The sequence below is a fragment of the Duganella sp. LjRoot269 genome, assembly GCF_964254095.1.
Lineage (GTDB): Bacteria > Pseudomonadota > Gammaproteobacteria > Burkholderiales > Burkholderiaceae_D > Rugamonas > Rugamonas hordei.
In genome coordinates this window covers 4,762,785-4,787,017 of sequence record NZ_CAXUSL020000001.1, presented here as the reverse complement: position 1 = coordinate 4,787,017, position 24,233 = coordinate 4,762,785, and the positions used below count along the sequence as shown (strand labels likewise).

General features: G+C 64.7%; 20 protein-coding genes. 7 read left to right on the top strand and 13 right to left on the bottom strand.

What is annotated here, in order from left to right; translation table 11 throughout:
• Positions 1–136 precede the first annotated feature (136 nt).
• Positions 137–379, top strand: a complete 243-nt coding sequence (locus tag ACSQ3S_RS21390) for a hypothetical protein (RefSeq protein ID WP_176651517.1) — start codon at positions 137–139, stop codon at positions 377–379.
• On the opposite strand, the gene ACSQ3S_RS21385 is transcribed toward ACSQ3S_RS21390, so the two are convergent.
• Positions 369–1,256, bottom strand: a complete 888-nt coding sequence (locus tag ACSQ3S_RS21385) for an amidohydrolase family protein (protein WP_436143684.1) — start codon at positions 1,254–1,256, stop codon at positions 369–371. The genes ACSQ3S_RS21390 and ACSQ3S_RS21385 overlap by 11 nt on opposite strands.
• A gap of 10 nt (positions 1,257–1,266) precedes the next feature.
• Positions 1,267–2,499, bottom strand: a complete 1,233-nt coding sequence (locus ACSQ3S_RS21380; protein ID WP_436143683.1) for an MFS transporter — start codon at positions 2,497–2,499, stop codon at positions 1,267–1,269.
• A 133-nt stretch (positions 2,500–2,632) separates the two neighbouring features.
• Here ACSQ3S_RS21380 and ACSQ3S_RS21375 point away from each other — a divergent pair, with 133 nt between their 5' ends.
• Both ACSQ3S_RS21375 and ACSQ3S_RS21370 read left to right on the top strand, forming a co-directional pair.
• Positions 2,633–3,370: a GntR family transcriptional regulator gene (locus ACSQ3S_RS21375; protein WP_353404646.1), complete on the top strand. Its 738-nt coding sequence runs from the start codon at positions 2,633–2,635 to the stop codon at positions 3,368–3,370.
• A gap of 201 nt (positions 3,371–3,571) precedes the next feature.
• Complete coding sequence (locus tag ACSQ3S_RS21370) at positions 3,572–4,273, top strand: Crp/Fnr family transcriptional regulator (RefSeq protein WP_436145060.1); 702 nt, start codon at positions 3,572–3,574, stop codon at positions 4,271–4,273.
• Here the strand turns inward: ACSQ3S_RS21370 and ACSQ3S_RS21365 are convergent.
• Together ACSQ3S_RS21365 and ACSQ3S_RS21360 are read right to left on the bottom strand one after the other, a co-directional pair.
• The gene (locus ACSQ3S_RS21365; RefSeq protein ID WP_436143682.1) at positions 4,270–4,467 is read right to left on the bottom strand and encodes a hypothetical protein; all 198 of its coding nucleotides are present in this window, start codon (positions 4,465–4,467) and stop codon (positions 4,270–4,272) included. The genes ACSQ3S_RS21370 and ACSQ3S_RS21365 overlap by 4 nt on opposite strands.
• 81 nt (positions 4,468–4,548) lie before the next feature.
• A complete protein-coding gene (locus ACSQ3S_RS21360) occupies positions 4,549–5,499 on the bottom strand; it encodes an aliphatic sulfonate ABC transporter substrate-binding protein (RefSeq protein ID WP_436143681.1) in 951 nt (316 codons plus the stop codon).
• A gap of 131 nt (positions 5,500–5,630) precedes the next feature.
• On the opposite strand from ACSQ3S_RS21360, the gene ACSQ3S_RS21355 reads away from it, so the two are divergent.
• From ACSQ3S_RS21355 to ACSQ3S_RS21345, 3 genes are all read left to right on the top strand, one after another.
• Positions 5,631–7,238 carry a rhodanese-like domain-containing protein gene (locus ACSQ3S_RS21355; protein WP_436143680.1) on the top strand — a complete coding sequence of 536 codons (1,608 nt, stop codon included), beginning with the start codon at positions 5,631–5,633 and terminating at the stop codon, positions 7,236–7,238.
• Between the two features lie 160 nt (positions 7,239–7,398).
• Entirely contained in the window at positions 7,399–9,111 is a 1,713-nt protein-coding gene (locus ACSQ3S_RS21350; protein ID WP_436143679.1) for a methyl-accepting chemotaxis protein, read from the top strand.
• 107 nt (positions 9,112–9,218) lie between these two features.
• Positions 9,219–10,241 (top strand): aldo/keto reductase, encoded by a 1,023-nt coding sequence (locus ACSQ3S_RS21345; RefSeq protein ID WP_413448621.1) that lies wholly within the window; start codon positions 9,219–9,221, stop codon positions 10,239–10,241.
• On the opposite strand, the gene ACSQ3S_RS21340 is transcribed toward ACSQ3S_RS21345, so the two are convergent.
• The 4 genes from ACSQ3S_RS21340 to ACSQ3S_RS21325 all read right to left on the bottom strand — a co-directional run bounded on the left by ACSQ3S_RS21340 (position 10,238) and on the right by ACSQ3S_RS21325 (position 16,767).
• A complete protein-coding gene (locus ACSQ3S_RS21340; RefSeq protein WP_436143678.1) occupies positions 10,238–12,316 on the bottom strand; it encodes a TonB-dependent receptor in 2,079 nt (692 codons plus the stop codon). The genes ACSQ3S_RS21345 and ACSQ3S_RS21340 overlap by 4 nt on opposite strands.
• A complete protein-coding gene (locus tag ACSQ3S_RS21335; RefSeq protein WP_436143677.1) occupies positions 12,258–12,737 on the bottom strand; it encodes a DUF6702 family protein in 480 nt (159 codons plus the stop codon). The genes ACSQ3S_RS21340 and ACSQ3S_RS21335 overlap by 59 nt, the downstream gene beginning before the upstream one ends.
• 11 nt (positions 12,738–12,748) lie before the next feature.
• A complete protein-coding gene (locus ACSQ3S_RS21330; RefSeq protein WP_436143676.1) occupies positions 12,749–15,130 on the bottom strand; it encodes a M1 family metallopeptidase in 2,382 nt (793 codons plus the stop codon).
• A 113-nt stretch (positions 15,131–15,243) separates the two neighbouring features.
• Positions 15,244–16,767 (bottom strand): carboxylesterase/lipase family protein, encoded by a 1,524-nt coding sequence (locus ACSQ3S_RS21325; protein WP_436143675.1) that lies wholly within the window; start codon positions 16,765–16,767, stop codon positions 15,244–15,246.
• A 128-nt stretch (positions 16,768–16,895) separates the two neighbouring features.
• Between ACSQ3S_RS21325 and ACSQ3S_RS21320 the strand changes: the two genes are divergently transcribed.
• On the top strand, positions 16,896–17,363 hold the full coding sequence (locus ACSQ3S_RS21320; RefSeq protein ID WP_436143674.1) for a cache domain-containing protein: 468 nt from the start codon (positions 16,896–16,898) through the stop codon (positions 17,361–17,363).
• Between the two features lie 19 nt (positions 17,364–17,382).
• Here ACSQ3S_RS21320 and ACSQ3S_RS21315 read toward each other — a convergent pair whose 3' ends face one another.
• From ACSQ3S_RS21315 to ACSQ3S_RS21295, 5 genes are all read right to left on the bottom strand, one after another.
• Positions 17,383–19,074: an alkaline phosphatase family protein gene (locus ACSQ3S_RS21315; protein ID WP_436143673.1), complete on the bottom strand. Its 1,692-nt coding sequence runs from the start codon at positions 19,072–19,074 to the stop codon at positions 17,383–17,385.
• A gap of 99 nt (positions 19,075–19,173) precedes the next feature.
• The gene (locus ACSQ3S_RS21310) at positions 19,174–21,546 is read right to left on the bottom strand and encodes a hypothetical protein (RefSeq protein WP_436143672.1); all 2,373 of its coding nucleotides are present in this window, start codon (positions 21,544–21,546) and stop codon (positions 19,174–19,176) included.
• Between the two features lie 18 nt (positions 21,547–21,564).
• Complete coding sequence (locus ACSQ3S_RS21305; RefSeq protein WP_353404632.1) at positions 21,565–22,314, bottom strand: ABC transporter permease; 750 nt, start codon at positions 22,312–22,314, stop codon at positions 21,565–21,567.
• Positions 22,315–23,325, bottom strand: a complete 1,011-nt coding sequence (locus ACSQ3S_RS21300; RefSeq protein WP_413448626.1) for an ABC transporter substrate-binding protein — start codon at positions 23,323–23,325, stop codon at positions 22,315–22,317.
• Positions 23,318–24,145 (bottom strand): ABC transporter ATP-binding protein, encoded by an 828-nt coding sequence (locus tag ACSQ3S_RS21295; protein ID WP_436143671.1) that lies wholly within the window; start codon positions 24,143–24,145, stop codon positions 23,318–23,320. The genes ACSQ3S_RS21300 and ACSQ3S_RS21295 overlap by 8 nt, the downstream gene beginning before the upstream one ends.
• Positions 24,146–24,233 lie beyond the last annotated feature (88 nt).

Below are 24,233 nucleotides of genomic sequence, written 5' to 3'. Positions count from 1 at the left end.
CAGCTTGCGCCATTGCGCACCGTGCACTGGCGCACATGGGAACAGCTTTCTTTCCCAGAGTGCTACAACGCACGGTAAAGGCTGCTATACAATCGCAGAATGGTGTCTTACCATATCCACTGGCCCGGAGGCTGCGATGTCCACCACCCATACTTTCCGCCCTGATTACGTCGGCGCCGAAGTCGTCGAAGCCGGCATCGAAGTTGCCGACCGTAAAGGTGCCGACAGCGCCGCAGCCTACCTCAGCCATCGTGGCGTGCCCGAGGAAGTGATCCAGCGCGTGGTGGCCGAGCCGGAACACCGGCGCAATCCCGGGCGCCTGCGCAGCCGCGACGAACGGCTGGTCGAGGAAGCGTCCCGCTTCAAATTCAAGGTGTAAATTCGAATAGTTGCGCCGGCGTATCCCACAATACGCGCCGGCGCTCCTGCTCGTCCGGTAGCCACTGTGCCAGCAATTGTAGTTGCCCGGCGTAGCTGGCGGTCTTCTCGAACAGCGTGTGGGGCCAGTCGCTGCCCCACATCATCCGCTCCAGGCCCAGGTGCTCGCGCAGCAGCGGCATGGCCTGCAGCGCCACCGCCTCGCCGCAGCCGTTGGCGCCATTGCGATATGCCCCCGAGAGCTTGACCCACAGCCGCCTGGATGCGCCCTGCGCCAGCAGGTAGCGGAAACCCGGATCGTCGATGCCGAGAACCGGATCGGGGCGGCCGAAATGGTCGACGACGACATTGAGTCCGGCGTCGAGCAAGGGCGCCAGCAGCGGCGGCAGTTCGCGGGCGGTCTGATGCACCTCGACCTGCATGCCGCGCTGCCGCAGGCGCTGCAGCAGGCTGCGCCACGCGGGCGCGGCAAAGTCCGGCGCGGCCAAACCCACCTGATTCAAGCGTATGCCCATCACGCCGGCCTGATGCAGCGCGTCGAGCTCCTCGTCGGCGATGGAGGGCTTGACGACGGCGATGCCGCGCAGGCGCCGCGGATAGCGCCGCAATACGTCGACCAGATAGCTGTTGTCGGTGCCGAGAAAGCTGGGCTGGACGATGACGCCGTGGGTGACGGCGTTGGCGTCCTGCAGCGCGAGGAACTGTTCCGGCGGTGCGTCGTAGCCGGAGGGCGCGCGGCGCTTGTCGGGCATCGGCAGGTTGTGCAGGAAGACATGCGCGTGGCAGTCGATGGCGTACATGGTGGTCGGTCTCTTGAAAATGGAGCAGGCGCTGAGTGTAGCCAGCAAGGCGGCTGATTGAAACTGGCGGCGGTTCATGCTGGCCTCCTCAGGCTGGAATGGCGTCGAGCTTGCGGCCGCGGGTTTCCGGCAGCATCAGCACCGTCAGCACCACCAGGCCGTAGGCGATGGCGGCGTCGATGCCGATCGCCTCGCCCAGCGGCATGGACTTGCTCATGTAGCCGACCAGCACCGGGAAACCGGCCGAGGCGATACGCCCGAAGTTATAGCAGAATCCCACGCCCGCGCCGCGGATATGGGCGGGATACAGTTCGTTGAACAGCGCCCCCAGGCTGGCCGGTATGCCGGCCGCGAAGAAGCCCAGCGGGAAGCCGAGCACCAGCATCTCCATGTTCGTCAACGGTATCATCAAGTAGATCAGCACCGTCACCGTCGAGCAGAGGGCGAACAGGGCGACGTTGCGGCGCCGGCCGATGCGGTCCAGCAGCTGGGCGCTGGTGATGCAGCCGAACCAGAAGGCGATGATGATGACGGCGAGATAGCCGCCGGTGCTCAGCACGGACAGCTGGCGTTCGGTCTTCAGATAAGTGGGCAGCCAGGTCATCAGCGCGTAGTAGCCGCCGTGCGCGCCCATGCCCAGCAGGCTGCCCAGCAACGTCGTTTTCAGCAGGGCGGGGGAGAAGATGCCCACCAGCGGCACGCTGTCGGCGCTTGCCGGCGGGGCGGCGCGGCGTTCCGGTTCGGGTATCGAGCGGCGCACATAGACCACCAGCAGCGCCGGCAGCAGGCCGATGACGAACATCACGCGCCAGGCCATGTCCGGCGCCAGCCACGAGAACAGCACCGTATAAAGAATGACCGCGCCGCCCCAGCCGACCGCCCACGCGCTCTGCACGGTGCCCATGGCCTTGCCGCGATGTTCGTTGCGCATGGTCTCGGCCATCAGCACCGCGCCTGCCGCCCATTCGCCGCCGAAGCCGAAGCCTTGCAGCGCCTTGAGCACCAGCAGTTGCGGGAAGGTCTGCGCGAACGAGCAGAGAAAGGTGAATACGGAGAACCACAGGATGGTCAGTTGCAGCGTGCGCACGCGGCCGATGCGGTCGGACACCGCGCCGCAGAACCAGCCACCCAACGCCGACGACACCAGCGTGACGCCGCTGATCAAGCCGGCCTGGGTTTTGTCGAGCCCGAACGCCGCGATCAGGGCGGGAATGGCGAGTGTAAACATCTGCACGTCCAGGGCATCCAGCCCCCAGCCGCTGAAACATGCCCAGAACGTCTTGCGTTCGAGTTTGGACACCTGGCGATACCAGCTAAACATGTGCGTCTCCTTGTTTTATTCATTTAAACATATATATGTTTAAATGAATCTTAGGCCCCGGATTAAAACCTGTCAACAAGAATCGGTATGCTAAAGTATGGATATTCATATCTATAGTCATACAGAGCAATCCATGAATGCCATCAAACTGGAATACGACGACCGCCTGCCCCTGTACCAGCGCCTGCGCGACGATATGGTGGCGAGGATCACGCGCCGCGAATGGCAGGTCGGCGTGGCGATACCCACCGAGACCGAGCTGACCAGGATGTACGGCGTGGCGATCGGCACTGTGCGCAAGGCGGTGGAAACGCTGGTGGCCGACGGCCTGCTGGAGCGTAATCAGGGGCGGGGGACCTTCGTGCGCAGGCCGACGTTCGACGCCTCGCTGTTCCGCTTCTTCCGTCATCAGATCAACGGCGATCCGCGGCAGGTACCGCAGGGACGCGTGCTGAAACGAGGCCTGGCGCCGCCCCCGGCCGCCGTTGCCGCCGCGCTGGGACTGCCGAAGACGGCGCAGGCGATACGCCTGGATCGCTTGCGGCTGGTGGATGGCAAGACTGTGCTGATCGAGGAGATCTGGCTGCCGCGCGCTCCTTTCGCGCCGCTGCTGAAAATCGAGCCGGAGCAGTTCGGCGATCTGCTGTACCCGATGTACGAGGAGCGCTGCGGCGTGGTGATCGCGTCGGCCCAGGAAACGCTGACCGTCGATGCGGCCGATGCCCGCGACGCGGCGGCGCTGTCGCTCAAGGCCGGCCAGCCGGTGGTGGTGATCGAGCGGCTGGCGTTCGGCTACGACCGCCAGCCGCTGGAGTGGCGCCGCTCGCGCGGCCCGGCCGAAGGCTTCCGCTACCAGATCGAGATCCGCTGACGCCGGCGCGTCATTCTCGTAGGACTGGGACCACATAGTGTTATGTTACTAACCTACATATGCCGCATACGGCGTCCTAGGGTACAGCGCACATAGCGGGCATATAGTGTGTTCATCAGGTCGGTAACGATCTGCAACCTATAGAGGCTCGCCATGTACCAAGCAACCCGTACTTCCGTATCCAGTAACGCCGTACCCAATATGCAGGCGGAGATCTGCGTCAACCCGGCCGTCAGCCTGATCGGCGCCCAGCAGAACGAGCTGCTGCGTGCCCTGTCGCGCGAGGAGTTGATCAGCCTGTTCGAGCACCTGGAACTGGTGCCGTTGGCCGCCGGCAAGCACCTGTTCGACTTCGGTGAAAAGATGGATTACGCGTACTTCCCCACCAACGCCATCGTCTCGCTGCAGTTTGTGACGGAAGACGGCGGCGCCAGCGAGATCGCCGTGGTCGGCCGCGAAGGCGTGGTCGGCGTATCGATGTATGAAACCGAACGCGCCAACTGCTCGGCGGTGGTGCAAAGTGCCGGCTACGGCTACCGCATCAAGGGGGCGGTGCTGCGCACGGCATTCTTCGGCGGCGGCGCGCTGGCCCAGCAACTGATGCGCCATACCAGCGCGCTGTTTGCGCAGCTGGCGCAAACCGTCGCCGGCGTGCGTCACGGCAGCATCGAACAGCGCCTGTGCCGCTGGCTGCTGGAACGCCTGGACCGCTCGCAGTCGAACGAATTGAAGGTAACCCAGGAAATGATCGCCAACATGCTCGGCGTGCGCCGCGAAAGCATCACCTGCTGCGCCGGCAAGCTGCAGGAAGAAGGCCTGATCGAATATCGCCGCGGCACCGTCGTCGTGCTCGACCGCGGCGCCATGGAGCAACGCGCCGGTGGCTGCTATGTCGCCGCCTAATGCAGATACCTGGGTGCCTGCTGGAGCTCATCCAGCTTGCGTTGCACCAGCTTGTACCAGGCGACCGCCCACCGGTTCGCCATCATCGATTCCTCGACCGTAGCGGCGGACATGCTGCGCCTGACGGCCGCCATTTGCCGATGCAGGGCATAGGCTGCGGCGGGCGGTTTGCGGCGGAGGCGTGAGATATCCATGACCTCATTCTGACTTCCATGCCCCTTGCCGGCTGTACGCTAGCCCACGTTTATCGCATACCTGCTCATCTGTACTGAAAACTATCTGCGCCACAGCGGCACCGCCGTGGCGTCCAGCTTGCGCGGCAGCAGACCTTCGCCAAAGAAGGCGTCGGCGATGCGCTGTTGTTCTCCCAGCGCTTCCTTCAACACCGGACGCACATCGTAGCTGCGGCGGCTGTTGGCCAGTTCCACGGTTTTCGCATCCAGCCCCCAGGCCGGCGCCAGCAGCTCGGCCGCTTCCTTGGGCGATTGCTTTACCCACGTTCCGGTCTTGCGCAAGGCGTCGAAGACGACGGCCAGCACGTCGGGATGCGCCAAGGCGTAGCTGGTCGAGGCCAGGTAGTAGCGCTGGTAGTCTGCGATGTTGCGGCCATCGGCCAGGATGCGCACCGGCGACTGGCGCTGCACGCCGGCCAGATACGGGTCCCATGTCACCCAGGCGGCGACGCTGCCGCGTTCGAAGGCGGCGCGGCCGTCGGCCGGCGTCAGGTAGGCCGGCTCGATGTCCTTGAAACGCAATCCCGCTTTTTCCAGCGCCGCGATCAGCAGGTAGTGGCTGCCCGCCGCCTTGGTCAGCGCGATCTTCTTGCCTTTGAGGTCGGCCACGCTGTTGAACGGCGCATCGGCGCGCACCACGATCGCCTGCGCCGACGGCGATGGCGACTCCTGCGCGAAATAGGTCAGCTGCGCGCCGGCCGCCTGGGCGAACACCGGCACCGTGTCCGCCACGTCGGCGCTCAGGTCGACGCCTCCGACATTGAGCGCTTCCAGCAGCGGCAGGCCGCTGGAGAATTCGTGCCAACTCACCTTGACGCCCAGCGGCGCCAGGTCCTGTTCCAGCTGGCCGCGCACTTTCAGCACGGTCAGCAGCGTCGACGATTTCTGGTAGCCGATGCGCAGCGTGCCCGCGGGCTTTTGCGCCCGCGCGGGCAGGGCGGCCAGCGGCAGCAGGGCAAGCAAAGAGAGAATGGTGCGGCGTTGCGTGGTCATGAAAGGCTTTCCTGGTTTGGGTATCGTATGATTGTAGGATTGCCCCGCGCGCAGGCGAACGAATGGTTTCGTATTTGAATATGCGGATTAATTAGTGTGGCCGCTTCGCCGGCCGGTTTAACATCGAACCCATGACCAAGAATTCAGATTTCCCTCTCCGCACGACGCGGCAAGTACGCGAGCAACTGCTTGCCGGACGCGAAATCGCGCTGCTTGATGTGCGCGAGGAAGACCCGCACGCCCAGGCCCATCCGCTGTTCGCCGCCAATTTTCCTGTGGGCCGCATCGAGCTGGACGCGTACACCAAACTGCCGCGCCGTGACGTGCCTGTCGTGCTGCTGGATGGCGGCGAAGGGCTGGCCGCGGTGGCGGCGGACCGCTTGCGCCGGCTGGGCTATACCGATGTGTCGTTGCTGGCCGGCGGCGTGGCCGGCTGGCATAACGATGGCGGCGAATTGTTCCGCGACGTGAATGTGCCCAGCAAGGCATTCGGCGAGCTGGTGGAGGCCGAACGGCACACGCCGTCGTTGGCCGCGCAGGAAGTGCAGGCCTTGATCGACGGTGGCGAGAATATCGTCATTCTCGACGCCCGCCGCTATGACGAGTACCGGACCATGAGCATCCCCGGCAGCATTAGCGTGCCGGGCGCCGAACTGGCCTTGCGCGTGCGCGAGCTGGCGCCCGATCCGGCCACCCGCATCATCGTCAACTGCGCCGGCCGCACCCGCAGCATCATCGGCACGCAGTCGCTGATCAATGCGGGCGTGCCGAATCCGGTGGCGGCGCTGCGCAACGGCACGATAGGCTGGACGCTGGCGCGGCAACGGCTTGAGCACGGCCAGTCGCGCAGTTATCCGGCCGTGTCCGAGGCCGCGCGCGCGGCGGCGGCCCGGTCGGCCAGGGCGCTGGCCGACCGCACCGGCGTGCTGCGTCTCGCGCCCGGGCAGCTGGCGGCGCTGTTTGCCGATGCCTCCAGGACCAATTACTACTTTGATATCCGCAGTCCCGAGGAGTTTCGCCACGGCCGCCTGGCGCATTTCCGCTCGGCCCCCGGCGGCCAGTTGGTGCAGGAAACCGAGCAGTTCGCGCCGGTGCGCGGCGCGCGCATCGTGCTGGCCGACAGCGACGGTGTGCGCGCCAACCTGACCGCGCACTGGCTGCGCCAGATGAACCATGAGGTGTATGTGGTCGATGGCTTGCGGGCAGGCGACTTCAATCTGACAACGGCGTGGACCGCCGAGCTGCCGCCGCAGCCGGTGGTGGAACAGGTCGACGCCGTAACATTGTCGAAATGGCTGGACGAGGCGCCGGACGATACTGTCGTGCTGGACTTTCAGTCCGGCGCCGGTTATCAGAAGCGCCACATTCCCGGCGCCTGGTTCGCGCTGCGATCCGACCTGGATGCGGCGCTGCACAAGTTGCCTGCCGGCGCGCGGCGCTACGTGCTTGCCAGCGGCAGCGGCAGGTTGGCGTGCCATGCGGCGGCCGACCTGCGCGCATTGACGGACCTGCCGGTGCTGGTGCTGGCCGGCGGAACCGATGCCTGGGCCGGCGCCGGCCTGCCACTGGCGTCCGGCACGACGAGGCTGGCCTCGCCGCTGATCGACCGCTACCGCCGTCCCTACGAAGGCACCGACAACCGCGCCGAAGCGATGCAGGCCTACCTCGACTGGGAGTTCGGGCTGGTCGCGCAACTGGCGCGCGACGGCACGCACGGCTTCCGCGTGTATGCGGCTTAAGTCTGAGGCCTGAGTCGGATGCTTTATGCATGCGTTGCATTTTGGGTGCAATGCAGCGTAAATCTGTTCATAGTTATCTAGCGGTAACACTGTTCCGTTATACTGCGTTCAGGCTGCACAGATGGCCAGCTCCTCCATCACTTTCATGAGAAAAGTCACCATGACTATTACAAAGCGCTTGATTTTGACACTGTCGTTGGCGTTGCTAGCGCTGATATTCGTTGGCATTACCGGACTGACCCAGTTGTCGCGCGCGCAGCAGCGCCTGGATATGGTCCAGACCCGCTTGATCCCCAGCATCGCCGGCTTGAACCTGGCCAAGGGCTCGCTGGCCGACAGCCGCCTGGCCGGCTATCGCCTGTCGGTGTTCTCCAACCTGGCCGACAAGACCGCGCTGGACAAGGCATACAACGATGCCCACGCCAAGTTCGACGAGATTCTCAATAATTATGAAAAAAATAACATCTTCGACGAGACTGACCGCAAGATGCTGGACGCGGACCGCGCCAACATGGCCGCCTACCGCCAGGCGCTGATTTCATTCGTGGCCGGCGCCCATGCCGGCGACATGGACGCCGTGCGCGCCACGCTGCAGGCCGGCACGCCGCTGGCGGTGTCCGCCGCCGCCGTCAAGAAGGGCTTCGACGACCATATCGAATACAACAACAAGCTGATCGCCAATGTGCGCGACGAGAGTATCGCGGCCTACAACTTCGCCTTCCGCCTGATGGTGAGCGTGATCGTCCTGGGCCTGCTGGTCACCGGCGCGCTGGCCTGGCAGCTGTATGTCATCATCAAGGGCAGCCTGGCATCGATCCGCGACACGCTGGAAGACGTGAGCCAGTCGCTCGACCTGACCCGCCAGATCAAGATCGAACGCATGGACGAAGTCGGCCACACGGCGGTCGCCTTCAACAAGCTGCTGGAGCAGATCGCCGGCGTCATCGACACCGTGCGTGCCTCGACCACCGCCGTCGGCTCGGCTTCGCAGCAGATCGCGGCCGGTACCGGCGACCTGTCGCAGCGCACCTCGTCGCAGGCCGCGGCGCTGGAGCAGACCGCCGCCAGCATGGAACAACTGACTTCGACCGTCGGCCAGAACGCCGACAACGCCCGCCAGGCCAACCAGCTGGCGCGTTCGGCGTCGGACGTGGCGGCGCAGGGCGGCACCGTGGTGGACCAGGTGGTGATCACCATGGGTTCGATCAATGAATCGTCGCGCAAGATCGTCGACATTATCTCGGTCATCGACGGCATCGCCTTCCAGACCAACATCCTGGCGCTCAACGCCGCCGTGGAAGCGGCGCGTGCCGGCGAACAGGGTCGCGGCTTCGCCGTGGTGGCGACCGAGGTGCGCAACCTGGCACAACGCTCGGCTGCGGCGGCCAAGGAAATCAAGGCGCTGATCGACGACTCGGTGGAGAAGGTCGGTTCCGGTACCAAGCTGGTGGAGCAGGCCGGTACCACGATGCAGGAAGTGGTCGCCAGCATCAAGCAGGTGACCGACATCGTCGGCGAGATCAGCGCCGCCACGCAGGAACAGAACGACGGCATCGCCCAGGTGCACTCGGCGGTGACGCAGATGGACGAAACCACGCAGCAGAACTCGGCGCTGGTGGAAGAAACCGCCGCCGCCGCGCAAGCCCTGCGCGACCAGGCCGATACGCTGGAACGCGCGGTCAGCGCGTTCAAGATCAATGCCTCGCATGCCGCCTACGTTGCGCCCGCGCCTGCACGTCCGGTGCGCACCGCCACCGTTGCCACTCTGCCCAAGCCGCGCGCCAAGCCGGCCGCCAAGCCGGCTCCCGCAGCGACGCAGAAACTCAAGTCCAGCGCCGCCGCCACCTCCAGCGGCGAGTGGGAAGAGTTCTGATCCGGGGATAGGATACGAACCGCGCGCGGCAGGATTTTCCAGCCCGCGCTACAATCCAGAACCAACGCGCCACCCCTGCCGTGGCGCGTTTCTTTTGGAGGGTGGTGATGGAGCACAATCGTCTCGGAAAATCCGGTCTGCGCGTGCCGGAACTTAGTTTTGGCACCGGCACTTTTGGAGGCGGCAACGACTTCTTCAAAGCCTGGGGCAGCACGGACGCCGGCGGCGCCTCCCGCCTGATCGACGTCTGCCTTGAACACGGCGTGTCGATGTTCGATACCGCCGACGTCTATTCGGACGGTCTGGCGGAGAAGATCCTGGGCCAGGCCATCAAGGGCAAGCGCAACCGCTTGCTGATCTCCACCAAAGTCACTTTCCCCACCGGACAAGGCGCCAACGATTTCGGCTCCTCGCGCCAGCATTTGATCGACGCGGTCGACCAGTGCCTGCAGCGGCTGGAAGTCGATCACATCGACCTGCTGCAATTGCACGGACAGGACAACAACACGCCGGTCGAGGAAACGCTGGCCACGCTCGACCAACTGGTCCGCGACGGCAAGGTGCGCTACATCGGCGGTTCCAATTTCTCCGGCTGGCACATGATGAAGTCTCTGGCCGTGTCGGACCGCTACGGCTATCCGCGCCACGTCGCGCATCAAATCTACTACTCGCTGCTGAACCGCGATTACGAGTGGGAGCTGATGCCGCTGGCGGCCGACCAGGGCGTGGGCGCGATGGTCTGGAGTCCGCTGGGCTGGGGCAAGCTGACCGGCAAGATCCGTCGCGGCCAGCCGGCCAAGCCCGGCACCCGCGCGCACGACATCGCCGGCACCGGCCCGCATTTCGAGGAGGAGCGGCTGTTCAAAATCGTCGACGCGCTGGATGTGGTGGCGGAGCAGACCGGCAAGACGATACCGCAGGTGGCGCTGAACTGGCTGCTGGGGAAGAAGACCATTTCCAGCGTGATCATCGGCGCGCGCGACGAGCGGCAGCTGATCGATAACATCGGCGCCACCGGCTGGCGCCTGACGGCCGAGCAGAACGCGCTGCTGGAAGCGGCCAGCGACGTGTCGCCGGCTTACCCGGTGTGGCACCAGCGCGGTTTCCCGATGCTGAACGAGCCGCGTTAAAAGTTCTTGATCAGGGTCGCGCGCAGCGAGCGCGATTCGATGGGGTGGAGGTGGATGTCGTCGACCGGCGCCACTTCACCCTTCAGCTGCGACGCATAGTAGTAGTCGATGGCGGAGTCGCGGCGATTGGTCAGGTTGAAGGCTTCCAACTCCAGCGTCAATCCCTTTTTGATCTTCCAGCCCAGGCGGCCGTTCAGCGTCAGGCTTTGCTTCGAGCGCACGCTGTTGTCCTCGATGAGCGGACGCGGGCCGAAGAAGCGCAGCTTCAACGAGCCAGAATAGGGGCCGCCATCATCGACCGTGACCGCCAGCTGGCCGGTACCTTCGATGGCGCCGGGGATGTAGCTCCCCTCCGGCAGATCGCCGCGCGAGCGGGCGCGCGCATAGGCCAGGTCCAGGTCGATGGACAGCCATTTCAGCGGCTTGTAATAGTTCGAGAATTCCACGCCGTAGCGGCGGCTCGGCGGTCCCGCTTCGGTGGTGCCGGCATCGCCGGCATAGGTCAGCTCCGAATCGAAATCCAGGCGGTACACCGACAACGAGGTTTGCAGGCCCGGCAGCCATGTGCTGCGCGCGCCCAGCTCCATGCCGCGCGAACGCACCAGCGGCGAGACCTTGCCGGTGGCGTCACCGGTCTTCGGATCGACGCGGATGGTGGCGCCGCGCGCGTCGTTGCTGTGGAAGCCGTTGCCGACGTTGGCATACAGTTCGGCCGTCTGCCACGGTCCGTAGATCAGGCTCAGGCTGGGGCTGACCAGATGGTCGCTGGCCTTGCCGGTGTTGGCGGCGAGGTCGCTGCGCACGTCGAAGCGGTAGCTGTCGACGCGGGCGCCGGCCACGGTGCGGAAGGCGTTGTTCCAGCGCGTGCTGTTCTCGACATACAAGCCGGCGCTGGATTCGACGATGTGGTCTTCGCGGGTGACCGACAGCGTCTTGCGCGCCTGTGTGCTGAGCAGGCCGTTGAAGATGTTATCGTTTTGCAGTTGCAGGCCGATGGTGGTCTCGCTGTTGCCGGTGTCCGAGTGATGGTGCCAGCTGTGGCTCGCATTCAGGCCGCTGGTGACGCGTTTGTCCGGCTGCGCGAACTGGTCGCCGTGCACCGGGTCGTCCATGAAGTAGGTGAAGTTGGAATACAGGTCCAGCTGGTTGGCGATGACGTAGGCGTTGACCCTGGACGCGCTGTCGTCGGTGGTGCGGCGCCAGGCGCCGGACAGGCTGTAGCGATGCGATTTGCCGCCGTCGGTCGGGTCGATGGCGTCGTTGCGGCCTATCTGGCCGTCCTGCGCGGCGCGCAGCGGGATCTGGTCGGTCGAGTTCCAATCGGCGCGGTAGGCCATCAGGCTGACGTTGAAGCCGTTGTTGGCGTAGCCTTCGCTGTAGCGCAGCACGGCGTTCAGCTTCTGATAGTCGTCCGGATGCGTGAACGGGCCGTCGTTGTGCAGCGCTTCGACCGCGTACAGCAGGCTGCCGTTGCCGGCTTCGATGGAATCGGCCAGCAGCGCGCGGCCGTAGCCGTGCTGGCCGGCGGACACCGTCGCCACGCCTTGCAGCAGGCGGTTCGCATACACCACGGATGCCGTGCCGGCCGAGGCGAAATCGCCTTCCTCGGCGGAGTAGGGGCCTTTCTTGTAGTCGAGCCGCACCGCCAGTTCCGGGATCAGGAAGTTCAGGTCGGTCCAGCCCTGGCCGTGCGCGTGGCTGCGCTGGTTGACGGGCATGTCGTCGACGGTGGTGCGCAGGTCGGTGCCGTGGTCCAGGTTGAAACCGCGCAGGTAGAACTGGTTGGCCTTGCCTTCGCCGCTGTGCTGGCTGACGATCAGGCCGGGCGCCGCTTCGAGGATTTCGCCGGGACGATAGACGGTGCGCGCGGCCAGCTCCTGCTGAGACACGCTGCCGGCGCTGGCCGCGTCGGCCACGCCGAGCTGGTTGGCGCGCGAACCGTCGACGATCACCCTCTGCAGGATATCATCGGCATGCGCCACGCCTATCGCCAGCAACGCCAGCGGCAGCAGCCTTTTAACGGGTGGTTTGATCGATGCTGCCTTGATCGAAGATGAGAGTCTGGATAGGGCCATCGGCTTGCAGGTTGACTGTGTTCTTTTGCGATGGCTGGAAGTCTATCAGCAAGGCGTTGTGGATGCGAGCGGCCGGGGCCAGCTTTACGCCCTTGATTTCCTGGAAGATGACGACGCTGTCGGCGTCGGCCTTCATGCCTACCCATTGCAGCGGCAGGTGCTTGTGGTCCGGGCCTTCGATGTAAAACTGTTTTTCAACGTAGCGGCGCAGCGGCTGTTCGCTGTCCGGCTGGCCCAGGTCGAAGCTGCGGCCGTAGAGATTGGTCAGCAGCGTGGCGAGATCGTGTGCGGTGTAGGTGTGCACGATCTCGGTGCTGCCGGTGCGCTCGTTGTAGCTGATGTCGGCTATGCCCATGTGAAAATTATGGGCGCTTGCCGCCGTGCCGGCCAAGGCCAGCACGGTTGCTGCAATAAGTCGCATGGAACGAAACATCATTCAGCCGCCGGTTCCTTCGAGCCCTTGTCGGCGCCCTTGGAGTCCTTGCCCTTCAGCGGCGTGTTGAAGTCGCGCATCAGGTTGTTGCGATCGCGTTCGGTCTTGAACAGCTCGACGCGCGACTGCGTTACCTTGCGTGGCCAGGCGTTGTTGCTGGTGTCGATGTCGGCGGTCTCCCAGTACGGGTCCTGCACCAGGCCCACCATCGGCTCGTCGGTGACGATCAGCTTGGTGATCTTCTTCGGCGAGTAGCGCCATACTTCGGCCGGCACGCGTTCGATGTACTTCTTGCCGCTCTTCAGTTCAATCTCCAGCACCAGCGGCATCACCATGCCGCCCAGGTTGGAGAAGTCCACCAGGTACAGGTGCTTGCCCTGATCCAGCAGCTTCTTCTCCCAAGGCTCCAGCTTCTCGATCGCCTCGGCGTAGGTGTTGCGGTCCTTGTTGGTGACGGTGAACTCGTCGTGCTCGTTGTAGAAGTCCTTCAGTTCGGGATGCGCGTCCAGGCGTTTAGGCAGGGACTTGTTGCGCTGCTCGGACAGCGAAATCGGCTGCGCGTCCTTCTGCGCTTTCTTCCAGGCCTTTTCCTTTTCCGGATCCTTGGTGTTCACGCCGTATTCGCTGATGCCGTCGATGCTGATGTCGACCGCGTCGGTGGTGTAGAACCAGCCCCGCCAGAACCAGTCAAGGTCGGTGCCGGAAGCGTCTTCCATGGTGCGGAAGAAGTCGGCCGGGGTGGGGCGCTTGAACTTCCAGCGGCGCGCGTATTCCTTGAAGGCGTAGTCGAACAGGTCGCGGCCCAGGATGGTTTCACGCAGGATGTTCAAGCCGGTGGCCGGCTTGGCATAGGCGTTGTTGCCGAACTGGAGCAGCGACTCCGAGTTGGTCATGATCGGCACCTGGTTCTGGCTGCGCATGTAGTCGACGATGTTGCGTGGCTCGCCACGGCGCGACGGGTAGCCGTCTTCCCATGCCTGCTCGGCCAGGTACTGCACGAAGGTGTTCAGGCCTTCATCCATCCAGGTCCACTGGCGCTCGTCCGAGTTGATGATCATCGGGTAGTAATTGTGGCCCACCTCGTGGATGATCACGCCGATCAGGCCGTACTTGGTCTGCTGCGACCAGGTCACGGCGCCGGTCTTCTTATCCTTGGCCGGACGCGGGCCGTTGAACGAGATCATCGGGTATTCCATGCCGCCGACCGGGCCGTTGACCGAGATCGCGGTCGGGTACGGGAAGTCGAAGCTGTACTTGTTGTACTGGTCGATGGTGTGGATGATGGCCTGGGTGCTGTACTTGCCCCACAGCGGGTTGCCTTCCTTCGGATAGTAGGACATCGCCATCACGTTGGTGGCGTCCTTCTTGAAGCCCTGCGCATCCCAGATGAACTTGCGGCTGGAGGCCCAGGCGAAGTCGCGCACGTTGGAGGCCTTGAAATGCCAGGTCTTGGCGGCGGTGCTGACCGATTTCTCGGCCTTCTCGGCTTCTTCCTGCGTGACGATGACGACTGGCGCGGTGGCGGTGCGGGCCTTGGCCAGGCGGTCGCGCTGGGTCGCGGTCAATACGTCGTTGGCGTTCTGCAGTTCGCCGGTGGCGCCGACGACGTGGTCGGCCGGGACGGTCAGCTGCACGTCGTAGTCGCCGAATTCCAGCGTGAATTCGCCGGAGCCGAGGAACTGCTTGTGCTGCCAGCCCATCACGTCGTAGTAGGCCGCCATGCGCGGGTACCACTGGGCGATCTCGAACAGGTCGTTCTTGTCTTCTTCGAAGTGCTCGTAGCCGGAACGGCCGCCCAGCACCAGTTGTTCGTTGATGTTGTAGGACCAGTCGATATTGAAGGCGTAGCTCTGGCCAGGCTTCAACGGCGTCGGCAGGTCGATGCGCATCATCGTGCGGTTGATGGTGTACTTCAGCGGCTGGCCGCCGGCGGTGACGTTCTTGATATTGAAGCCGCCGTCGAATTCACGGCCGGCCAGGATGCCGCGCATGCCTTCGAACTTGTAGCCGTCTTCCGGATTGCGCGGCTTGGCCCACGCTTCGCGCGAGGGCTGGGTCAGCATCATGCGCGCGTCGGAATCCTTCTTGTAGATGTTCTGGTCCAGTTGCACCCACAGGTAGCTCAGCGTATCGGGCGAGTTGTTGTGGTAGTGGATATCCTCGCTGCCGCTGATGGCGCGCTTGGCCTCGTCCAGCGTGGCGCGGATCTTGTAGTCCGCGCGTTGCTGCCAGTAGGCGGCGCCAGGGGCGCCGGAAGCGGTGCGGTAGGAGTTCGCGGTCGGCAGGATCTCGTCCAGTTGACGGAACTTGTCGTCGAAAGGTTCCGCCGCAAAAGCGGACACCGTGAAGCAAACAGCCAGAAAGCCTATAGTCTTGCGCATAGTTTGTATTCCTGATCTTTACCCGAAGAAAAGAAATAGTGTATAGCAAGTTTTCAAAGAATAACCGGCTGATACAATAAAATACAAACTAAGTCACAGTTAATATAGTTGATTTACTTGATTTGCAACTGACGCTCCTGGAACTCGAAATGGGCGTCGTCGGTGGCGATCATGGAGGAGCTTGGAACGTCCAGCCTCATCAGCGGGGAACCCTTGCCGCTGTTGGCTTTCTGCCAAACCGGCAGGCCTGCGCCGTTGGGATTTCCGGTCTTGATGAAGTTGGCAAAATACGCCTGCATCTGCGACGACAGCGCCGCATCCTCCTCAGTCCATGAATACACTTTATTTCCCGGCAGGTTACCCAGCGCGTATTCGATTTCCACCGAGTGGCCGGCGCCGGTCTCGCCCGGACGCGGATGCGAGTAATAGTAGCGGTAGACCGGCTTGCCACCGGTGCGGGCATGGGTGTCCAGCCACTTCCAGGTGCCGTAGGCGATGAAGCGGTCGCCGGCCAGGTCGGTGGCGGCCTGCATCACGTCGCCGCTGTAGGCTTGCCGGGCGGCGGCCGCGCGCTCGCCGTAGAGTTGTTTCAGCGCGCTGTCGAAGTTTTCGGCGGTGGCTTCCTTGTCGCCCAGGATCTGCCTGTAATGGCCTTCCTGCGAATTCCAGCCGGCCAGCAGCGGCACCTTGGCCTGCTCGCCCGCCGCGTACATGGCGGCTGGTTGACGCGGCAGCACGTAGCCGTCCTGGATCGCACTGAACCACGGAGTGCCGGGCTGCTTCAGGGTTTCCAGCAACTGCTGCGCGGGCAGGGCTCGCAGCGCGGCCAGCGTCGGCGCGCCGATTTTCTCGGCGAACGCCGCGCCGTTCTTTTCCGCCTCGGCCAATGGCGGCGGGGCGTTCAGGCCAAGCAGCGAGCCGCTCTCGCCGATGGCGCCGGCGATCAGCCCTTTGGACAGCGGTGTAATCATCTGCGCGCTGACCGACCAGGAACCGGCCGATTCGCCGGCGATGGTCACCCGCGCGGGATCGCCGCCGAAGGCCGCGATATTCTTGCGCACCCATTGCAGCGCGGCCGCCTGGTCCATCAGGCCGTAGTTGCCGGACGCCTTGTTGGGCGATTCGGCGCTCAACTCGGGATGCGCCAGGAAGCCAAAGACATTCAAGCGATAATTGACGGTCAGCGTGACGATGCCTTGCTTGGCCATGGTCTCGCCGTCGTAGCGCGGCTCGGAGCCGTCGCCGGCCGCGAAGCCGCCGCCGTAGAAGTAGACCAGCACCGGCAGTTTGGCCTTGGGCGACTTGGCCGGCGTCCAGACGTTCAGGTACAGGCAGTCCTCGCTGACGCCGCTGGAGCGGAACACCATGTCGCCGAACAGCGGCAGCTGCATTGCGCGCGGCCCGAAGTGATCGGCCTTGCGCACGCCTTGCCACTTTTGCGCCGGCTGCGGCGCCTTCCAGCGCAGATCGCCGACCGGCGGCGCGGCAAACGGGATGCCTTTATACGATGTGACGCCCGACGCTTCAAGCGTGCCTTCAACCACGCCGGCGGCGGTGGCGGCGCGCGGCGCGGAGGCGGCCTGGGAATTGAAAGTGATGGCGCCAGCGGCAATCAACAGAAAACCGAATTTATTCATATTGTCGTCGAAAAGGGAAATGTTAGCGGTAACTATAGCTCGAAGTGTCGGTATTGGCGACATTTTGTTGTGCAAATCGTGCGGCAGGTCTACATTCGTAGACACCCATACCTAAAACGGAGACGAATATGACTGGACTTTTCAAACGACTGCTGTCGCTGACGATCGCATTGGGTTTGCTGGCCGCCGCGCCGGCCACCTTTGCGCAGGGGAAGGGCAACGCCGACGACGCTACCGCGCTGGTGAAGAAGGCGGTGGCGTTTTACAAAAAGAACGGCAAGGAGAAGGCGCTGGCGGAGTTCAGCGATCCGAAGGGGCAGTTTATCGATCGCGACCTGTATATCTTCGTGATCGATCAAAAGGCCAAGATGCTGGCGCATGGCACCCTGCCCAAGATCATCGGCAAGGACGTCATCGAGATGAAGGACGCCGACGGCAATTTCCTGTTCAAGAACATGCTTGAACTGGTCAATTCCAAGGGCAGCGGCTGGGTCCATTACAAATGGCCTAACCCGATCACCAAGAACATCGAAGCCAAGTCCACCTATCTGGAAAAGGTCGACGACCTGGTGATCGGCTGCGGCATCTACAAATAAGCCGCCCCGGTTTTAACTTTTAACGCAGCGTTTCCGTCAGCACGCGGCCTTCCGCGCCTGACGGCGGACGCACGTGCAGCAGGTTCGCCAGCGTCGGCGCGATGTCGACCACTTCGGCGTACTGGCCGTAGTAGCCAGGCTTGATCCAGCGCTTGCCCATGATCAGCAGCGGCACGTTGGTGTCGTAGGCGTACGGCGAGCCGTGCGAGGTGCCGCTGATGCCGGTGCCGAAGTACCAGTACGGCTTGGTGACCACCATCAGGTCGCCGGAGGCTTCGCGGTTCCATGCGCGGCGCATCAGGGTGGCGATGCGCGTGGTGTTGGCGGCGCCGCTTTCAAGCTGCGTGCGGGTGTACGCTTCGACGATGCCGTTCTGCTTCAGCAGGAAGCGGGCGGCGGCGTTTTCCACTTCTTCGCGTTTCAAACCGCTCTTGTCGATCTGCTCGTAGTCGAGGTGGATGTTGGGCAGCGACCATGCGCTCAGCAGCTTGGCGACGCCGAATTTGTCCGACAGGTGCTTGCCCAGCGCCGTCATCATCTTGTCGCCGTCGATGCGCTGGGCGTCGATGTGCTGCGTCTGCGAGAACTCCGGCGTGTTCGGGAAGCCATGGTCGGCGGTCAGCACCACCACCACGTTGTCCATGCCGATCCGCTTGTCCAGGTAGTTGAAGAAGTCGGCCAGCATGCGGTCCAGCCGCTGCAGGTGGTCGTGCGACAGCTTGCTTTCCGGGCCGAACGCGTGGTTGACGTAGTCGTGCGCCGACAGGCTCACGCCCAGCAGGTCCGGCACGCCGGCGGGATTGCGGCCGAGGTTTTCGCCTTCGACGGCGGCGCGCGCGAAGTCGATGGTCAGCTGGTCGAGGAAGGGGCCGGTCTTCAGGTTGTTATAGTAGCCGGCGTCGATCTCGCCGCTTTCGCTGTAGTAGGTGTACGGCAGGCGGTTGTGCGTACCGGGTTTCGGCGCATTCAGGTCTTCGCTGGCGTCGCCGGCGTAGGCGGCTTCCGGCAGCAGCGCGGTCCACGACTTGCCGTAGTAGCGGTCCTGCGGCTTGCCCGCCTGGTACTGCTTGACCCAGTCCGGATGCTGCTTCATGTAGAAGGTGCTGCTGGCGAAGTCGCCGGTCTTGTCCATGTACATATAGGCGGTGCCGGTTTTACCGGCCAGCAGGATCGCGCCGCGATCCTTGCCGGAGACCGCCACCACCTTGCTGCGATTGCCGGTGGCATAGCGCAGCTGGTCGCCCAGCGTGTCGACCTTCAGGCGGTTCGGCGAGGTGCCGTCGCTGGACTTGGTCTCTTCGCCGATATAGGTGTAGTTGGTATCTTCGGTGCAGTAGACCGATTTCCTGGTGACCGGGTCGATCCAGTTGTTGCCGATGATGCCGTGCACATAGGGATAGGCGCCGGTCAGCACGGCGCTATGGCCGATCGCGGTGACGGTGATGCCGTGTGCCTGGTGCGCGTTGCTGAACGATGCGCCCTGGTCCAGCAGGCGGCGGAAGCCTCCCTGGCCGAACTGGTCGCGATAGCGCTGCAGCTGCTCGTTCGGCAGGCCGTCCACCACCATCACCAGCACCAGCTTTGGCTGCGCGGGGGCGGCCGCGGTCGCGGAGGGGGCTGCCGCTTGGGCCCAGTCGGCGGCCAGGCAGAAGGTTAAGCAGGTGGCCAGGATCCGCAGGGCGGGCAGGCATGCCGGTACATTCTTTGTCATAGTTGCTCGTGTCAGGTTGGAGGAGGCCCGCGCGTGATGCGGGCAGCGTCCATGATACCCGAGCTGTGTGACGATGCGATGACAGAAAATCGCCGGCGGTTAGTCCGGCGTCAGGAACAGCGCCGAGGTCCAGACCCGCGACTGGTCGCGTTGCCGCGCCGTGATGAACAGCGGATGCTCGCGCCCCGGTTCCAGCTCCAGTTCGCCCAGCGCGATGCTGCCTGCCACCTCGCGCGGCAGCGCGCCTGCGCTGATGCGTTCAACCGCCACGCTCAATTCCGCTCCCGGCAGCTTTTGCTCCACGCCGCCGGCGGCCAGCAGTTCTTCTCCTGCCAGCGACAGCACGGCCTGCGGCGCATGGACATAGGCCTGCGGCTGCAGCGGATCGCCGACCTTGATATAACTGTCGAGGCGCGAGTGCACCTCGATGCGGGCGCCGGCCAGCGTCGACAGATCCAGTTCGATGCTGTCGGTATCGCCACTGGTGCTGGTGCGGAAGGCGATGGTGGTGGCGTCCTGGCGCCAGACGGCTTGCTCGGGATGATCGAGGCCGTAGGCGCTGAAGTCGCGCACCACGGCGCCGGTCACGCGGATGGTGCCGCTCCAGTAGGCGCCGCGATAGCGCTCGTGCACCCGCGCGCCGCCGAGGCGCAGGCGGATGCGGCCGTCGGCCAGCCCCGCCTCACGGTGCAGGTCGCGCTGCCAGACCACGCGCGCGCCGTCGTACAGCGTGACCGATTCCCAGCCCTGGTCGCCCAGCAGGCGATAGTCGAGTTGCGCGCCGGCGCCGGTGCTCAGCACTTCGCCCATCCAGTGTTGTCCCAGTTTCAGGCTGGCGTAGCTGCGCTCCCCGGTGGTGGCGAAAGTGCGGCGCGCGCGCAGGGCGACGGCCACGCCTTCGCGGTCGAAGCGTTCGGCGATGACGCCGGTCAGGCCGCCGCGCGAGCCGAAGACGGCGGTGGCCGGCACGCCGCCGCCGCAACGGCCCTGGTGCTCGTCGCTGTTGGCGGCGGCGCCCATGCGGTAGCCTTTCCGCAGCGCCTCGGCATACACCCAGTGGAACTGGCCCCAGGCCGACGCCACTTCGATCAGCCTCTCCAGCTGCGGGTGGTGCCAGTCCAGGTTGCAGCGGCGGCCGCCGATGTGCGGCATCATCAGATGGCCTTCGGGATCGTCCGCGTAGGCCGCATACAGTTCGTCGACCGGCCAGGCGCCGGGCTTCAGCGTGCCGGCGGTGAACTCGTTCCACTCGAAGGAGCGCACCAGCCGGCCCTTGTCGTCGAAGGGGAAGCGCGGCTTGCCGTCGCGCAGGAAGACGATGTTGCGGTCGCCGCCGGCGCTGGAGTTGCCGCACCATTCGGTGCCTGGATAGCAGACGAAGCGCCCAGGCTCGTTCAGTGCGTGGATCAGTTCCACGGCCTTGTTCCAACGCTGCTCGGTGATGTTGAAATCGTTGGCGGTGTAGCCCAGCACATCGAGGCCGGCGACGTCGCGGCCGTAGCTCAGGTTGTAGCTGGTGTCGTTGGTGCCGACCGTGTCGTCGGAGTGCACATGCAGGTCGGCGTACAGCGCGCGCAGGGCACCGCTGCTGTTTTCCACGTTGACGTAGGCGCTGGCCTCGGCCAGGCGCGGATCGTCGACGCCGGCCGCGATGCGCCATTCGCCGTTGCGCGCCAGGCGCAGGCCTTCGGCGCGCACCACAGCCCATCCGGATTCGGCCAGCGTATAGGCTTGTTCCCGCACTTCGCCTTCCGGGCCATGCAGCCGCAGCGTGCCGGCCAGCGGCAGGTTGCGGCAGGTGTTGCCCCAGGCGTCGTCGGCGCGGACGATGATGTCGAACGCTTCCTCGTTGCCGACCAAGCGCGGCGCCACGATCTGCAGGCTGGCCGGCGCGCCGGGCACGATGTCGATCAGGCTGTCGCCCGGCACCTCGGCAAACTTGGAGCTGCCCAGCGGATCGATGAACATGCGGAAGCGGAAGCCCTGTTCGACAAAGCTCTGCACCCGCGTGCCGCCGCCGCCCTGGCGCCGGTCGCCCAGGCGGATCACGATGCGATCGCCCGGGTTCAGGTAGCCGTCGACGATGTCGATGATGACGGCTTTCTGGAACGGCCGTTCGTGGCCTTTCTGGTCGAAGCGCACCTTCAGCTGCTGCACCGTGGCCGCGCTCTGGCCGGGCACCAGTTCGCCGGCGTGGTATTCGGCCGAGACGTAGTTGGCGCCGGCCGGATCGCTGGTCTGGAACAGCGCCCAGTCGGAATAGAACTTGAAGGCCAGCTTGAGCCAGGCGCCGTCGGCCAGGCCGGAGCCGCCCACCGTGTAGACCAGCTGCAGCTCGGTCCATTCTCCGGCCACCAGTTCGCTGCGCGGGCAGGACAGGCTGCCGAGGAAGGGCAGGTTCTTGTTGCGTTCATACAGGCCGATGGGCGCGATGTAGTCGCCGGCTTCGGTTTTCGGATCAAATTGCGGCATGTCGTTTTCCTTGTCTGTTTATGCGGTGCGCCAGTTTTCGTAGTGGCGTTCGATGCGGCGGAACACCAGGCTTTCCATCAGCCAGGCGATCAGGCCGATGATGGCGATGCCCAGCAGGACCTGGCTGCTGTTGCCGACCTGGCCGCCCATCGACACCATCCAGCCGATGCCCTTGCTGGCGCCGACCATCTCGGCGGCGACCAGCGCGCGCCAGGCCTGGCTGAAGCCGATGCGCAGCGCCGCCGTCAGCACCGGCAGCGACGCCGGCAGGTACACGTGCAGCAGCAGCTGCGCCGGCTTGGCGCCCAGCGCGCGGGCGGCGCGCACCTCGCCGCGGCCGATGGCCTGCACGCCTTGCTGGATGGTGACGGCCATCGGAAACGCCGCCGCCACCAGGATCACCACCATGATGGAGACGTAGCCCAGGCCGAAGATGATCATCGTCAGTGGCGCCCAGGCCACCGGCGGTATCGCCATAAACAGGCTGTTAAGCGGCGAGATGAAGGCGCGGAAGCGCGGCGACACGCCGCCTGTCACGCCCAGCAGCAGCGCCGCGGCGATGGCTGCGCCGAAGCCGCCCAGCTCCTCCAGCACGCTGGCCAGCAAATGCGGCCCGAGGCTGCCGTCGCGGACCCAGCGCGCCGCCTCGGCCAGCACTTCCCACGGCTGCGGCAGGACGTAGCTGGGGAAGCGGCTGGCGGCCAGGCCCCACGCCAGCAGCAGGAACGGCAGCGAGGCCCAGCTCCATGAAGGTTTCGGCCAGCGCATTTACGGCGCCGCCTTTGGTTGTGTTTTCAATTGCGTTTTCTGCTGCCACGACAGGTCCAGCAGCTGCTCGACCTTCAGCGCCTTGGGTATGAAGCCGAGCGCCAGCGAATAGTCCATCAGCCGCTGGATGAACTGCTGGTCCGACGTTTCCAGTTTGGCCGACCAGCCCAGGCGCTTGCGCGCTTCCTTGACCACCGCTTCCGGCGCCACGGTCTTGCCGTCGACGGTCTGGATCGGCGCGATCTTGAAGGTGTCGATGATGATGCGGTTGGCCGCATCGGGCTGTTCGTTGAGGAAGGCGATGGCCTTGTTATGGGCGCGCAGTAACTTGACCACGTCGTCGGGCCGTTCGTGCAGGGTCTTGGGCACGGCCATGATCACATACCACGGATAGTTGGGCAGCGCCTTGTTCACGTCCAGCACCAGCCGGCTGCCGCCGCGCAGCAGCGCCTCGCTGACGAACGGCTCCCACGAGAACGCTGCGTCGGCCACGTGGCGGTCCAGCGCCGCGTTCATGTTCGCCGGCGGCATGGCGACGATAGACAGGTCATGCTCGGGATCGAGCTTGGCGTAGTCCTTCAGCACATAGCCGCGCAGCAGCACGTCCATGCCGCTGCCCTTGGCCACGCCGGCCAGCTTCTTGCCGCGCAGGTCGGCCACCGTATTTATGCCGGCCTCGTTCGATGCGATCACGGCGGCCTGGCCGGAATTGACCTTGGCCAGTATCTTGCCTTCCAGCCCGCGCGAGAACCATTGATACACCGGCGGCGCGCCTACATAGGCGACATCGATTTCGCCCGCCGCCACCGCCTGCTGCAGCAGCGGTCCGTCGCCGAAGGATTTGAGTTCGACCTTCAGGCCCTCGGCCGCGAACAGGCCTTGCTGCTCGGCGACCGCCGCCGGCGCGTTGGCCATGGCGTAGACCCAGCCTATCCTCAGCGGCTGGCTGGCCGCCTGGGCAAACATGGACAGGGTGCCCAACAGCAGGGCGGCGAGGATGTTGTTACGCATGGGTGGTGCTCCTGGTCGGGGTGATCTGGTCCAGCAAGTCGTTGCGGTAGTCGAGGAAGCGCGGCAGGCGGCGCGTGTGCTGCAGGCTGCGCGGACGGGGCAGGTCGATGTCGACGATGGCGCGTATGCCTTCCGGCGCCGTGCCCAGCACCACCACGCGGTCGGCCAGGAAGATCGCCTCGTCGATATCGTGGGTGATGAAGACGGTGGTCTGGCCCAGCGCGGCCCACAGGCGCAGCGTCTCCTCGTTCATGGTGTTGCGGCTGATGGCGTCGAGCGCGGCGAAGGGCTCGTCCATCAGCAGCACGCGCGGTTCCAGCGCCAAGGTGCGCGCCAGCGACACGCGCTGCTGCATGCCGCCCGACAGCTGATGCGGCAGCTTGATGCCGGCATCGGCCAGGCCGACCAGCTCAAGGTAAGACTGCGCACGTTCGATCTGCTCCGCGGCCGACAGCTGCCGCGCCATGCGCAGGCCGAAGCGCACGTTGTCCAGGGCGCTGAGCCACGGGAACAGGTTGGGCGACTGGAACACATAGCCCAGTTCCTGCATCTCCGGATTGACCGCGCGGCCGTTGATGCGCACGGCGCCGCTATCCGGTTGCTGGAAGCCGGACAACAGGTTCAGCAAGGTCGATTTGCCGCAGCCGGATGGGCCGAGGATGGCGATGAATTCGCCGGGACGGACCTGCAGCGACAGGTCGCGGAACACTTGCTGGCCGCCCGGCCAGGCGAACGACACGCCGTCCAGCGACAGCGCGGCGGCGGGCGCAAAGGCAGATGAAATGGCGGCCGGTATCGCGGGAATTTTGTTGTTGGTCATGGCTGGAAATCCAAGCATTTTTTTGGTATGGCTGTGATAATACGTTTTAATACAAGTTGTAAGAACTGACATTTCCGCATTTGCATAT